The organism is Teichococcus wenyumeiae (genome assembly GCF_003696345.1).
GTDB lineage: Bacteria > Pseudomonadota > Alphaproteobacteria > Acetobacterales > Acetobacteraceae > Pseudoroseomonas > Pseudoroseomonas wenyumeiae.
In genome coordinates, this window is sequence record NZ_RFLX01000016.1 from 30,380 (window position 1) to 43,826 (window position 13,447).

Annotated in this window: 12 protein-coding genes; 11 read left to right on the forward strand and 1 reads right to left on the reverse strand. The window is 68.3% G+C overall.

What is annotated here, in order from left to right:
• Positions 1-10 precede the first annotated feature (10 nt).
• The gene (locus tag EBE87_RS18900) at positions 11-799 is read right to left on the reverse strand and encodes an SDR family NAD(P)-dependent oxidoreductase (protein ID WP_199707005.1); all 789 of its coding nucleotides are present in this window, start codon (positions 797-799) and stop codon (positions 11-13) included.
• 267 nt (positions 800-1,066) lie between these two features.
• Here EBE87_RS18900 and EBE87_RS18905 point away from each other — a divergent pair, with 267 nt between their 5' ends.
• The 11 genes from EBE87_RS18905 to EBE87_RS18955 all read left to right on the forward strand — a co-directional run bounded on the left by EBE87_RS18905 (position 1,067) and on the right by EBE87_RS18955 (position 13,429).
• Complete coding sequence (locus tag EBE87_RS18905; protein WP_120636296.1) at positions 1,067-2,197, forward strand: thiolase family protein; 1,131 nt, start codon at positions 1,067-1,069, stop codon at positions 2,195-2,197.
• Between the two features lie 11 nt (positions 2,198-2,208).
• On the forward strand, positions 2,209-2,628 hold the full coding sequence (locus EBE87_RS18910; RefSeq protein ID WP_120636297.1) for a Zn-ribbon domain-containing OB-fold protein: 420 nt from the start codon (positions 2,209-2,211) through the stop codon (positions 2,626-2,628).
• 58 nt (positions 2,629-2,686) lie between these two features.
• On the forward strand, positions 2,687-4,270 hold the full coding sequence (locus tag EBE87_RS18915) for an ABC transporter substrate-binding protein (protein ID WP_158600760.1): 1,584 nt from the start codon (positions 2,687-2,689) through the stop codon (positions 4,268-4,270).
• Positions 4,271-4,274: 4 nt separating this feature from the next.
• A complete protein-coding gene (locus EBE87_RS18920) occupies positions 4,275-5,216 on the forward strand; it encodes an ABC transporter permease (protein WP_120636299.1) in 942 nt (313 codons plus the stop codon).
• A 14-nt stretch (positions 5,217-5,230) separates the two neighbouring features.
• Positions 5,231-6,109, forward strand: a complete 879-nt coding sequence (locus EBE87_RS18925; RefSeq protein WP_120636300.1) for an ABC transporter permease — start codon at positions 5,231-5,233, stop codon at positions 6,107-6,109.
• Positions 6,106-7,149, forward strand: a complete 1,044-nt coding sequence (locus EBE87_RS18930) for an ABC transporter ATP-binding protein (protein WP_233552947.1) — start codon at positions 6,106-6,108, stop codon at positions 7,147-7,149. Before EBE87_RS18925 ends, EBE87_RS18930 begins: the two co-directional genes overlap by 4 nt.
• The gene (locus EBE87_RS18935) at positions 7,142-8,158 is read left to right on the forward strand and encodes an ABC transporter ATP-binding protein (protein WP_120636301.1); all 1,017 of its coding nucleotides are present in this window, start codon (positions 7,142-7,144) and stop codon (positions 8,156-8,158) included. The genes EBE87_RS18930 and EBE87_RS18935 overlap by 8 nt, the downstream gene beginning before the upstream one ends.
• A 72-nt stretch (positions 8,159-8,230) precedes the next feature.
• Positions 8,231-10,861, forward strand: coding sequence for a CaiB/BaiF CoA transferase family protein (locus EBE87_RS18940; RefSeq protein ID WP_199707007.1), 2,631 nt, complete (start codon positions 8,231-8,233; stop codon positions 10,859-10,861).
• Positions 10,862-10,865: 4 nt separating this feature from the next.
• The gene (locus tag EBE87_RS18945) at positions 10,866-11,648 is read left to right on the forward strand and encodes a metallophosphoesterase (protein ID WP_120636302.1); all 783 of its coding nucleotides are present in this window, start codon (positions 10,866-10,868) and stop codon (positions 11,646-11,648) included.
• The gene (locus tag EBE87_RS18950; RefSeq protein ID WP_233552948.1) at positions 11,645-12,625 is read left to right on the forward strand and encodes an SMP-30/gluconolactonase/LRE family protein; all 981 of its coding nucleotides are present in this window, start codon (positions 11,645-11,647) and stop codon (positions 12,623-12,625) included. The genes EBE87_RS18945 and EBE87_RS18950 overlap by 4 nt, the downstream gene beginning before the upstream one ends.
• A 117-nt stretch (positions 12,626-12,742) precedes the next feature.
• Entirely contained in the window at positions 12,743-13,429 is a 687-nt protein-coding gene (locus EBE87_RS18955; RefSeq protein WP_120636304.1) for a GntR family transcriptional regulator, read from the forward strand.
• Positions 13,430-13,447 lie beyond the last annotated feature (18 nt).

Consider the following 13,447-nt stretch of genomic DNA (forward strand, 5'->3'; position numbering starts at 1 on the left):
GCCGTACCGATCAGGGCATCAGCAGCCCGCCATTGACCTCCAGGATCTGCCCGGTGACGAAGCCGGACATCTCCTGGGAGGCAAGATAGAGATAGGCTCCCACACATTCTTCCACTGTCCCCGTGCGGCGCATCGGCGTCTGCCGCAGGGAAGCCTCGATCTGGTGGGGAGGCGTGGTGCTGCCGATGTTGGGCTTGTCGATGACACCAGGCGCGACGGCGTTGACGCGGATGTTGAAGCGCGCGACTTCCTTGGCAAGGCCGCGCGTAAAGGTGGACACAAAGGCTTTCGAGGAGGCGTAGAGCACCGAGCGTCCGCCGCCGCCGTTGCGGGCGGCCAGCGAGGTCGTGGATATGATGGTGCCGCCACCTTGCGCTTCCATGATGGGCAGAGCGGCGCGGGAGCAGGCGAAGACGGACCGCGCATTCAGCTCCGTCACGGCGTCAAACAGTTCATCATCCACATCACGAATGGGGCGGCGATCGACCACATTGCCGGCATTGTTCACGAGGATATCGAGGCGCCCGAAGGCGGCATGGGCATCACGCACCAGGGTCGCGCAGTCCTCACGTGAACGCACATTGCCGCGCAGCACAATAGCGCTGCCGCCGGCGCGTTCCACCTCTGCCGCGACGGCTTCCGCGGCTTCGGGATGTGAATGGCCATGCACGGCGACGCGCATGCCCTGGGCGCCGAAGCCGCGCGCCACGGCGGCGCCGATGCCTGTGGAGGACCCCGTGACAAGCACGGCTTTGCCCCGAAGGTCCGGAATACGGATACCTTCCTTGTTTTCGCTCATGTTTCCTCCCTTGCGCCGCGCTGAGCCAAAGGCATAGCGGCCTGATGTGCCGAGGATCGCGGAAGATGCTTGCAGCCGCCAGTCATAAAAGGCATTTTATATTTAATAGGAGGCGCAGCGGGCCGAAGGGCGTGCTCCAGGCCTTCGTGAACAAGACCGACCTGCGGAAAGCGGGCGGCGGGAGGAGGCGAGGATGCGACTGGACCTGTCGCCGGTCCGTGCCGGCTGCGCGCCCATGGCGCCTGACGAAACGGGGCGCCGCACACGATGAACGACTACACCCACCTGAAGGACCGGATCGCCATCGTCGGCGTCGGCAATACCCGCTACGGCAACTTCCCGGACCGCGACGACTACAGCCTCGGCGCCGAAGCCTTCCGCAACGCCCTAGAAGATTGCGGGCTAGAAAAGAACAAGGTGGACGGGCTGCTGGTCTGCCGCATTCCGTATTATGCCCGCATGGGCGAGATCCTCGGCCTGTCGCCACGTTGGACGGTGCCGCTGCCGCCGCATGGACGGATGTCCGCCATGGGCATCATTGAGGCCGCGGCGGCTCTGGATGCCGGCCTTTGTGACTACGCCGCGTTGATCTACGCCAATATCGGCCGGTCCCGCCGCGTGAACTACGGCGGCGAGGAAAGCCCCGGCGTCTGGGACCCTTTCGGCTTCACCTCGCCCGGTGCGGCCCATGCCCTGATGTTCCAGCAGCATCGGGCGCAATACGGCACCACCACCCGGCAGCTGGCGGAGGTCTCGGTTGCCTTCCGGCATCACGCCTGCCTGAATCCGGATGCTGTGATGAAGCAGCCGATCAGCATCGACGATCATGAGGCAGCGCGGCCGATCGTCGAGCCATTGCGGCTGCTCGATTACTGCCTCATCAATGATGGCGCGGTCTGCCTGATCATGACAACCAAGGAGCGGGCGCGCGACCTGAAGAAGCGCCCGATCCTGATCTCCGGCATCGGTGGGCGAGAGGCCTATGAGACGGCCTCGATCGCCAATTACGATCCGGATTGCTGGTATCCCCAGGCACAGGATGTCGCGCGCCAAGTCTATGGCATGGCAGGGGTCGGACCGGCCGATGTCGATACGCTCATGTGCTACGACAATTTCAGCCCGACGGTGCTGTTCAGCCTTGAGGGGTTGGGCTTCTGCGGCCGGGGCGAGGCTGGCGGCTTCGTGGAAGGCGGAGCGCTGAAGCTTGGCGGCAGGCTGCCCACCAACACGGACGGCGGCCACCTGTCAAACTCCTATATGCAGGGCTGGGCGTTGAATGCCGAGGCCGTGCGCCAGCTGCGTGGCGAATGCGGCGAGCGGCAGGTTGAAGGCGCGGAAGTGGCGCAGTTCTGCGCCATCACGCCGTGTTCCCGCTCCATTATCTATACGCGGGGCTGAGGAGGCGTTTCATGGATACCACCACGCTTTCCACCAAGCCCCGCCCCACCGTCGATGCGGTCAGCCGCGGCTTCTGGGAGAATTGCCGGCGCGGCATACTCTCCGTACAGCGCTGCGACGATTGTGGGCACCAGCATTATCCAGGCTCTCCGGTCTGCCCGAACTGCCTGTCATCGCGGCAGTCCTGGGCCCCGGTCTCGGGGCGGGGCAAGCTGGTGTCCTGGGTGCGTTTCCATCGCGCCTATTGGGACAGCTTCCGCGCCGAGCTTCCCTACCTCGTCTGCCTCGTACGGCTGGAGGAAGGGCCGCTGATGCTGAGCAACTTCGCCGGCGAAACGCCCGACGATCCGCCGATCGGCGCATCCGTCAAGGTGACATTCGAGGCCGTGGACGAAGCTCTAAGCCTGCCGAAGTTCCGGATCCACGCTTGAAGCGCGCCAAGGACCACCCCGGCAGAGGGCGGCCAGTCGCGGCTGGGAGGAGATGAGGATGAGGATGAGAAGGCTGCTTGCTCCGCTCTGCGCGGCGCTGCTTGGGGCCGTGGCGGCGCAGCCCGCCCTGGCGCAAACGGGGGACCGCAACACGCTGCGCGTCGCCATCCATGCCAACCTGCAGATCCTGGACCCGGTCTGGACCACGGGGCTGATCACGCTGCGGCATGGCTACCTGATCTACGACACCCTCTACGGCATGAACTCGAAGTTCGAACCGCAGCCGCAGATGGTGGACCGGCACACCGTCTCCGAAGACGGCCTGCTGTGGGACTTCACGCTGCGCGAGGGCCTCGCCTTCCACGATGGCCAGCCGGTGCGTGCCGCCGACGTCGTTGCCTCCCTGCGCCGCTGGATGCAACGCGACCCGATGGGGCAGCGGCTGGCGCAGTTCAGCAGCGCGGTCGAGACCTCGGGCGACCGGAGCTTCTCCATCAAGCTGCGGGAACGCTACGGCCTGGTGCTGGAAACGCTCGCCAAGGGAACCGGCACCTTCGTGATGCCAGAGCGGGTGGCCAATACCCCTCCCAATACGCAGATCACCGACACCACCGGCTCCGGCCCCTTCATCTTCCAGCGCGAGGAATGGCGGCCGGGGAGCTTGGTGGTCTATCGCCGCAACCCCGACTACAAGCCGCGGCCGGAGCCGGCGGATTTTCTCTCCGGTGGCAAGCGCGCGCTCGTGGAGCGCGTGGAATGGCGCTACATCCCCGACAACAACACCGCGCTGGCGGCGCTGAACGCGGGCGAGATCGACTACTTCGAAGCGCCGCCGATGGATTTCGTGCCGCTGATGGAGCGCAACCGCAACATCAAGCTGGAGATGATCGACCCGCTCGGCACTCAGCTCCTGGTGCGCTCCAACTGGCTCTACCCGCCTTTCAACGATGTGCGGGCCCGGCAGGCGCTGGCGCTGCTGGCGAAGCAGGAAGACTACATGCGCGTGGTGGTCGGCAACCCCAAGTATTACACGCGGTGGTGCGGCGCGATCTTCCAGTGCGGCTCTGGCAACGACACCGACGCGGGCAGCGAGGCTTACCGCGACCCGGATCTCGCGCGTGCCAAGCAATTGCTGCAGGAAGCCGGCTACAAGGGTGAGCGCATCGTGGTGCTGCAACCCAGCGACCGCCCGCAGTACAACGCCGCCACCATGGTCTTGGTGCAGGGGCTGCGCCGCGCCGGGGTAACCGTGGATGTGCAGGCGATGGACTGGTCCACGCTGCTCTCCCGCCGCGCCCGGCGCGATCCGCCGGAGAGTGGCGGATACCATCTCTTCATCACCGGCCAGGGTGGGCCGGATACGGCCAATCCTGTCGCCAATACCTGGTTCAACAGCCGGTGCGACAAGGCCAATCCGGGCTGGGCCTGCGACATGGACCTGGACGGCATGGTCGCGGACTGGGCGAAGGAGAGCGACCCATCGGCGCGCCGGCCGCTGCTGGAGAAGCTGCACCGCCGCGCCTGGGAGACCTTTCCCTATCTGACCATCGGCCAGTTCACCCAGCCGATCGCGGTGCGCTCCAACGTCCATGGCGTGCTGGCGGCCGGCCAGCCCGTCTACTGGAACATCGAGAAGCGCTGAGGCCATGGGTGCTTACGCCATTCGCCGCATTCTCGCGACAGTGCCGGTCATGGCCGTCGTGGCGGTCATCGTCTTCCTGATGCTGCACCTGAGCCCGGGCGACCCGGCGGCCATCCTGGCGGGAGACCAGGCCACCAGCGACGACATCGCCGCCATCCGCGGGCGCCTGGGGCTCGACCGGCCCTTGTTGCAGCAGTTCATGCTGTGGCTCGGGCAGTTGCTCAGCGGGGATCTCGGCACCTCCATCTATCTCAACCGCCCGGTACTGGGGCTGATCATGGAGCGGGTGGAGCCAACCCTGGCACTGGCCGTCAGCACCATGGTCTTCGCGGTGCTGCTGGCGGTGCCCATGGGCGTGCTGGCGGCCTGGCGCGCCGGCACCTGGGTGGACCAGACGATCATGGCGCTCTCGGTGGTGGCTTTCTCCGTGCCGGTCTTCCTGATCGGCCAGGGGCTGGTGGTGGGCTTCGCCCTGACCTTCGATCTGCTGCCGGTGCAAGGCTTCGTCAGCCTGGGCGACGATGTGGTGGCCTTCGCCCGCCATCTTGTGCTGCCGACAATCAGTCTGGGGCTGGTCTATACCGCGCTGCTCGCCCGCATTACCCGCGCCACCATGCTGGAGGTGCTGAACGAGGACTTCATCCGCACCGCCCGCGCCAAGGGGCTGGCGGAGCCACGGGTCCTGATCCTGCACGCGCTGAAGAACGCCTCCGTCCCCATCGTCACCACCATCGGGCTCGGCATCGCGCTGCTGATCGGCGGCGTCGTGGTCACGGAAAGCGTCTTCGCCATCCCCGGCATCGGGCGCCTGACCATCGAGGCGGTGCTGCAACGCGACTATCCGGTCATCCAGGGCGTCATCCTGGTGGTGGCCGGGGTCTATGTGCTGGTGAACCTCGGCATCGACCTCACCTATTCCGCGCTTGATCCGCGCATCCGGTACTGAGGAGGCGCGTGATCATGAGCGCAGCTATCGAAAAGCCCTTGGCTCTGCCCGCGCCGCGTCGTCCTGGCTGGCTCCGCCGCCTGCGGCGCTACCCGCTGCCCACGCTGGGCGGGGTGCTCCTGTTGCTGCTGGTCTTGAGCACGCTCTTCGCCCCCTGGATCACCAGCCGGGACCCGATCGAGATGGAGGTGATCGACCGGCTGCTGCCGCCGGGCGCCGACCATCCCTTCGGCACCGATGCCTATGGCCGCGACCTCTTCGCCCGGGTGCTCTATGGCGGGCGGGTGTCGCTGCTGATCGGCGTCACGGTGGCCCTGGCCAGTACGGTGCTGGGCCTCGTGATCGGCGTGGTCGCCGGCTATTTCCGGCTGGCGGATGCAGTGATCATGCGGGTGATGGACGGGCTGATGGCGATCCCCGGCATCCTGCTCGCTATCGCACTGATGTCGCTGACGCGCGCCAGCCTCTGGGTGGTGGTCATCGCCATCACCATTCCGGAAATCCCGCGCGTGGTGCGCCTGGTGCGTGCCGTGGTCCTGACGGTGCGGGAGCAGACCTATATCCAGGCAGCGAGCGCCATCGGCACGCGCTTTCCCCGGCTGATGCGGCTGCACATCCTGCCCAGCACCTTCGCGCCGCTGATCGTGCAGGCAACCTATATCTGCGCCTCCGCCGTGCTGACGGAGGCTTACCTCAGCTTCCTCGGCGTCGGCACGCCGCCCGAGATCCCGAGCTGGGGCAATGTCATCGCGGATGGCCGGCTTTATGTGCAGCTCGCCTTCTGGAACGTGCTCTTCCCCGGCATCGCGCTGGCCCTGATGGTGCTCTCGGTCAATGTGCTCGGCGACGGGCTGCGCGATGCGCTCGACCCGCGCCTGGCGAGGCGTCTGTGAGCGCGGCCGTGCTGCCCGGCCACCCGGGCCTGCCGGACCTGGGTGAGACGGTGCTGGAACTGCGGGGGCTGCGTACCGAGTTCCAGGGCGATGGACCTCCGGCGGTGGCCGTGCAGGACCTCTCCTTCACGGTGCGGCGGGGTGAGACGCTGTGCATCGTGGGCGAGTCCGGCTGCGGCAAGAGCATGACGGCGCTGTCCCTGCTGCGCCTGGTGCCACGGCCCGGCGGGCGGATCGCGGCGGGGGAGGCGATCCTGGGCGGGCGTGACCTTCTGGCCCTCTCGGATGCCGAGATGCGCGCGGTGCGCGGCGGCGAGATCGCGATGATCTTCCAGGAGCCCATGACCAGCCTGAACCCGGTGCTGACCATCGGCCGGCAGATCGCGGAAACGGTGATGGTGCATGAGCAGCTTCCCTGGGCCGCCTGCATGGACCACGCCCTGGCCATGCTGCGCCAGGTGCGCATGCCGGAGCCGGAGCGCCGGCTGCATGAATATCCGCACCAGCTCTCGGGCGGCATGCGGCAGCGGGTGATGATCGCCATGGCACTGGCCTGCCGCCCGCGCCTGCTGCTGGCGGATGAACCGACCACGGCCCTGGATGTCACCATCCAGGCGCAGATCCTCGACCTCATCGGGGAGCTGCAGCAGGAAACCGGCGCGGCGGTGATCCTGATCACGCACGACCTTGGCGTGGTGGCCGAAATGGCCGACCGCGTGGTGGTGATGTATGCCGGCCGGAAGGTCGAGGAAGCGGCGGTGGAGCGGCTCTTCGAGGCGCCGCTGCATCCCTATACGCGGGGCCTGATGGCAGCGATGCCGCATCTCGGCGGCGTTGGCGTCGGTCGGCGGCGCCTGGCGGAGATCCCGGGCGTGGTGCCCGCGCTTACCGCCATGCCGCCCGGCTGCCCCTTCGCTCCGCGCTGCGAGCGCGCGACCGGGGAATGCCATCAGGCCATGCCGCCGTTGGGCGAGGAGATGCCCGGCCGCCTTGTCGCCTGCTGGCATCCCGGGGAAGGGGAGTTCACCCGCCATGCGTGACACGAAGCCTTTGCTGTCCGTGGAAGGGCTGGTGAAGCACTACCCCCTGCGCGGCGGGCTGCTGGGCCGCTCGCGCGGCGAGATCCGCGCGGTGGACGGCATCAGCTTCTCCATCGGCGCCGGTGAGACGCTGGGGCTGGTGGGGGAAAGCGGCTGCGGCAAGTCCACCGCCGGCAAGGCCATCCTGAAGCTGGTGGAGCCCACCGCCGGCAGCATTCGCCTGGGCGGGGAGGACATCACGCATCTCGGCCCCTCCGCCATGCATCCTTACCGGCAGCGGATGCAGGTGATCTTCCAGGACCCCTATTCCTCGCTAAACCCGCGCATGACAGCGGGGGATATCGTCGCCGAGCCCTTCGTCAACTACGGCATCGGCAACCGCACGGAACGGCGGGACCGGGCCGAGGCGCTGTTCCGCCGCACCGGGCTGCGGCCGGACCAGATGGCGCGCTACCCGCATGAATTCTCCGGCGGCCAGCGGCAGCGCCTCGGCATTGCCCGGGCCCTGGCGCTCGGGCCGGAGCTGATCATCGGCGATGAACCGGTCTCGGCACTCGATGTCTCCGTGCAGGCGCAGGTGATCAACCTGCTGATGGACCTGCAGGAGGAACTGGGGCTGAGCTACCTCTTCATCGCCCATGACCTGGGGGTGGTGGAGCATATCAGCCACCGTGTTGCGGTCATGTATCTCGGCAAGATCGTGGAGCTGGCGCCGCGCGCCGCGCTCTTCGAGGCGCCGCGCCATCCCTATACGGAGGCGCTGCTGGCGGCGGTGCCGCCCTCCCGGCCGCCGCCACGGGTGAATGGCCGCAGGCCGCCACGGCCGCACCGCCCGATGCTGCGGGGCGACGTGCCGAGCCCCATCCGCCCGCCGCCAGGCTGCCGCTTCCACACCCGCTGCCCGATCGCCGTGTCGATCTGCAAGCAGGTGGAGCCGCCCCTGGTGACGGATACGGCGGGCCATGCCGTGGCCTGCCATCTGCGGGCCCCGGCCACCGGGGTGGCATGAGTCCATGGGTCAGGGGCGCGAAACAGAAGAACAAGAAGGCCCGGCATTGCCGCGGCCAGAAAGGGCCAGGGGATGGATGGAGTGACGGTGCGGCAGGATCAGGCCGGTGTGGCGGTGGAGCCGGGGAAGCTGGACGCCGATGCGCCCGGCATGCTGGCCGGGCTGCGGGTGGTGGAATTCGCGGATGAGCTGGCGGAATATGCCGGGCTGATCCTGGCCGGGTTGGGGGCCGAGGTGATCAAGGTCGAGCCGCCGGAAGGCTCCCCCACCCGCCATATCGGCCCCTTCGCCGGCGATACGCCGGACCCCGAGAAGTCGCTACATTTCTGGACCTACAACCGCGGCAAGCGGTCGGTCCGCCTCGACATCGCCGACCCGGCGCGGCGGGAAGCGCTGGAAGCACTGATCCGCTCCGCCGATATCGTGCTGGATTCCACCCGTGGCGGGCTGCATGCGGCGCTGGGCGAGAGCCTGGAGAGCCTGCCGCGCCGCTTTCCGGGGCTGGTCGTGGCGCGGATGACGCCCTTCGGCGATACCGGGCCCTGGAAGGATTACCGCGCCAGCGACCTCATCCACCTCGCCCTGGGCGGCGTGATGATGAATTGCGGCTACGACGCCGCGCCGGGTTGGAAATACGACCTGCCGCCCATCGCGCCGCAGCTCTGGCATGCCTATCACATCGCGGGCGAGCAGCTCACGGTGGGCATCCTGGCGGCGCTGCTGCACCGGCTGCACACGGGGGAAGGGCAGGACGTCTCCGTCGCCGTGCATGAGGCGGTATCCAAGAACACCGAGCTGGATGTGATGTCCTGGGTGATGCGCCGCGCGCCGCTCTACCGCATGACCTGCCGCCATGCCGGGGAGCACGTGAACCACGTGCCGAATATCGGCCATACCAAGGACGGGCGCTGGTTCATCGCGCTCGGCCTCTCGGTGCGTGACCAGACGAGCCTGGTGCCCTTCCTCGCCGAATACGAGATGCAGGCGGATCTGGCGATGCCGGAGCAGGGGGCGGATTCCCGCGCCCGCAATATCCCTGGCTCCGCAGCCGGCGATGAAAGCAAGGCGCATATCACCGAGGTGATCCAGCGCTTCATGCGCGCCTATACCTACGAGGACATGCCCTGGCGTGAGGCGCAGGCGGCCGGCCTGCTCTGGGCGCCGCTGCGCAAGCCGCATGAGAATGTGGACGACCCGCACTGGCAGGTGCGCGGCACCTTCGCCGAGGTGGTGCACCCGGAGCTGGGGCGCGCGCTGCCCTATCCCGCCAGCCGCTGGCTGAGCACCGAGACGCGCTGGCAGCCGGGCGCCCGGGCACCACAACTGGGCGAGCATACCGAGGCCGTACTGGACGCCGCGCCGGCCGGGAGGAAGCCGCCCCTCGTGCCCGCGAAACCGCGCGAGGGGCAGCCGCGGCTCTCCGCGCATGGCAAGGCCTTTCCCTTGCAGGGCGTGCGGATCTTTGACTTCTCCTGGTTCCTGGCTTCCGCCGGCGGCACGCGGCTTTGCGCGGCGCTGGGTGCCGATGTGATCAAGGTGGAGTGGAAGGAGAACCCCGACACCCGCCTGGCCGCCATGGCGCCGGTGGGTGGACGGGAAGCGCGGCAAAAGGCCACAGCGCCGCTGCCGGGCGTCACGGATTCCGATATGGGCGGGCAGTTCAACAACAAGAATGCCGGCAAGAGCGGCCTTTCGCTCAATATCCGCCACCCGAAGGGGTTGGAGATCGCCCGGCGCATGATCGCGCAGTCGGACGTGGTGGCGGAAGGCTTCTCGCCCGGCGTGCTGAAGCGCCTGGGCCTGGGATACGAGGCGCTGCGGGAGATCCGGCCCGATATCATCTATGTGCAGCAATCCGGCATGGGCGGCGTCGGCACCTATGGCCGCTTCCGCACCATCGGCCCCGTGGCGGCCGCCTTCGCCGGCACGGCGGAGATGTCCGGCCTGCCGGAACCCGCCATGCCGGCGGGCTGGGGCTATTCCTACCTCGACTGGATCGGCGCCTACGGCTTCGCCATGGCGATCATGGGCTCGCTGCTGCACCGCGACCGCACCGGGAGGGGGCAGTGGATCGACAGTTCCCAATGCGAGTCCGGCATCTTCCATTGCGGCGTGCCGATCCTGGACCGCGCGGTGAATGGCCGCTCCTGGACCCGCATCGGCAACCGCTCCCCCTACAAGCCGGCGGCGCCGCATGGCGCCTATCGCTGCGCCGGGGAGGACCGCTGGATCGCCATCGCCTGCTTCACGGAGGAGGAATGGCGCGGGCTCTGCCAGGTCGCCGGCCATCCGGGCTGGGCCAGCGACCCACGCTTCGCCACGCTGGAGGGGCGGCTGGCCCACCAGGACGCGCTGGACGTGGCGCTGACCTCCTGGACGCGGGAGCAGGAGGCCCATGCCTGCATGGCCGCGCTGCAGGCGGCCGGCGTGCCCGCCGGCGTCTGCCAGAATGCGGAGGACCGCTGCGACCGCGACCCGCAGCTCGCGGCCCTGGATTGGATGACGGAGGTGACCGGCACCAAGATCGGCCGCTGGCCCGTCACGGAACTGCCGGCAAAGCTCTCGGCCACCCCGGCCTATAGCGGCGGCATCATCGATCGCGGCGCCCCTGGCTATGGCGAGGACAACGAGCGGCTGCTGCGGGACTTGCTGGGTTATTCGGCGCGCGAGGTCGCCGAACTCGCCGCCGAAGGGGTGATCTGACGCCGTGGCCGGTGCCGGCGGCATCGTTTTCGTGGGGGACCTGCACCGGCGCTGGGACTACCTGGAAGACGGGCTGGCGGCACTGGCCACGCCGCCCGCCGCGGCGGTGCTGCTGGGCGACATGGAATGCGACGCGCCCCTGGACCTGCTGGCGGCGCCGCTGCTCCGCCGTGGCGTGGCGGTGCACTGGATCTTCGGCAACCATGACTATGACGGCGGGCCGGAAATGTGGGCCAACCTCGCCGCGCCGGAGCGCAACCCGCTGACCGCACCCGGCGCGCTGCATGGCCGGGTGGCCGAGATCGGCGGGCTGCGGGTCGTAGGGCTTGGTGGCGTCTTCCGCCGCCGGGTCTGGGAACCCCCGGCGCCGCCGCGCCTGCGTCGCAGGGCGGAGCTGGAGGCGGATCTCAATAAGCTGGACGCGGGCTGGAACGCCGCGCAGCGCCAAGCGCTGGGGGAGGCCCTGGCCGCCATGGCGATCTGGCCGGAGGACTGGGAGGCGCTGTTGGGCCAGCGGGCGGATGTGCTGGTGACCCACGAGGCACCCTCCAGCCGCCCCGCCGGGGCGGCGGCGCTGGAAGCCCTGGCGCGGAGCCTGGGGGCGCGGCTGGTCGTGCATGGCCACCATCACGTCAATGCCCTCTCGCTCGCGCCTGACGGCCTGCGGGTGCTGAGTGTCGCGGCCGGTTGGGGCGTGGATGCCAGCGGTGCGGTGCTCTGGGCCGGGGAGGCGCCGCGCTGGCTGGGTGGCCCGCCGCCCGGCTGGCGATACGCGGTGGCGCCATGACGGAAAGCAGGGCCGCGCCGGAGCGGCGTGACAACAAGCAACACGACTGGGACGGAGCGAGCATGGAGAATATCGAGATCATGGCCCGCGGGTTGGGCTTTCCCGAAGGGCCGGTGGTGCTGGAGGACGGCACCGTCTTCATCACCGAGATCAACGGCGGCAAGATCACGCGGGTGACGGCCGATGGGAAGGTCACCTCGATTGGTGAACCCGGCGGCGGGCCGAACGGGCTGGCCATGGGGCCGGACGGCGCGCTCTATCTTTGCGATAATGGCGGCAGCCTGTATTTGCCCGGGCATTTCATGGGCATGGGGCCTTCCGCCGATTATGCCGGTGGCTCGATCCAGCGCGTCGATCCGCGGACCGGTGAGCGGCGGGTGCTGTATGCCGAATGCAACGGCCACCGGTTCTCCGCGCCCAATGACCTGGTCTTCGACCGGCACGGCGGCTTCTACTTCACCGATATGGGCAAACGCTACGCGCGCTCACGCGACCACGGCGGGCTCTATTACGCCCTGCCGGATGGCTCCTCCGTCCGCGAGCTCGCCTACCCCATCCTCAGCCCCAATGGCGTCGGCCTCTCCCCGGATGAGCGCAGGGTCTATGTGGCCGATACCGAGGGCGCGCGCCTCTGGTGCTTCGATGTAGAAGCTCCTGGCGTGGTGAAGCCCGGCGTCTTTCCCGCGCCGCATGGCGGGCGCTGCATCGGCGGCCTGCCCGGGCCCACGCGCTTCGACAGCCTGGCGGTGACGGCGGCGGGCAATATCGCGGTGACGACGCTGGGCACCGGCTTCATCACGGTCTTCGCCCCGGATGGCCGCGTCATCCGCGAACTGAAGATGCCGGACACGCATCCGACCAATATTTGCTTCGGCGGCACAGACATGCGCACCGCCTATGTCACCCTCTCGGCCAAGGGCGAGCTGGCCCGCATGCGCTGGGACGAGCCCGGGTTGCGGCTGAACTTCCAGCGCTGACTTGGCAGTCCTGACAGCGCCACCCTCCCGCCCCGCCTCACGTTTACTTCGGCGGGAGCACCCGGGTAATCTGGCCCAAGGAAATGCCGGACATGCCCCGGTAAGGATATGGTAACGATGGCGTTCAGGACCAAACAGGATCAAGTGGCCGAAATCCTCCGCGAGCGCATCATCGCTGGCACTTATCCACGTGGCACCAAGTTGAAGCAGTCCCAGATCGCGGAGGAACTGGGCGTTTCCATCACTCCGGTCCGCGAGGCGCTGCATACGCTGGAGGCCGAAGGTTATGTAGCCGGCGTATCCCACAAGGGGCTCCTGGTACCGGAGGTGGTGCCCGGCGCCGCCACCGAGGTCTTTGAGCTGCGCGTGTTGCTGGAACGCGAACTGACGGCCCGGGCCGTCGCGGCGATGACGCCACGCGACATCGCCGGCCTGCGGGAAAGCCAGGCCCGCATCGTGGCGCTGACCGGCAGCGGCACCGAACAAGAGATGCGGGCGGAAAACTACCGTTTCCACTTCCGGCTCTATGAGATGGCCAAGCGGCCGCAGACTTTGCAGTTCGTGCGCGTCCTATGGGCCAAGTACCCGTTCATCGGCCAGGAATACATTGGCCGGCGCGAGAAGCAGATGGCGGAGCATGAACGTTTCCTGTCCATGCTGGAGGCCGGCAATGCGAAAGGCGCGGTGCAGGCGCTGGTGGACCATATCGAGAGCGGTTGGGCCGGAATGCAAGCCGGCGGACAGTCGGAGGCCGCCGAAGCGGCATCCGAACCAAAACCGAAACGCCGCGTCCTCCGCGCTTGACGCGGCGGGGCGCGTCAT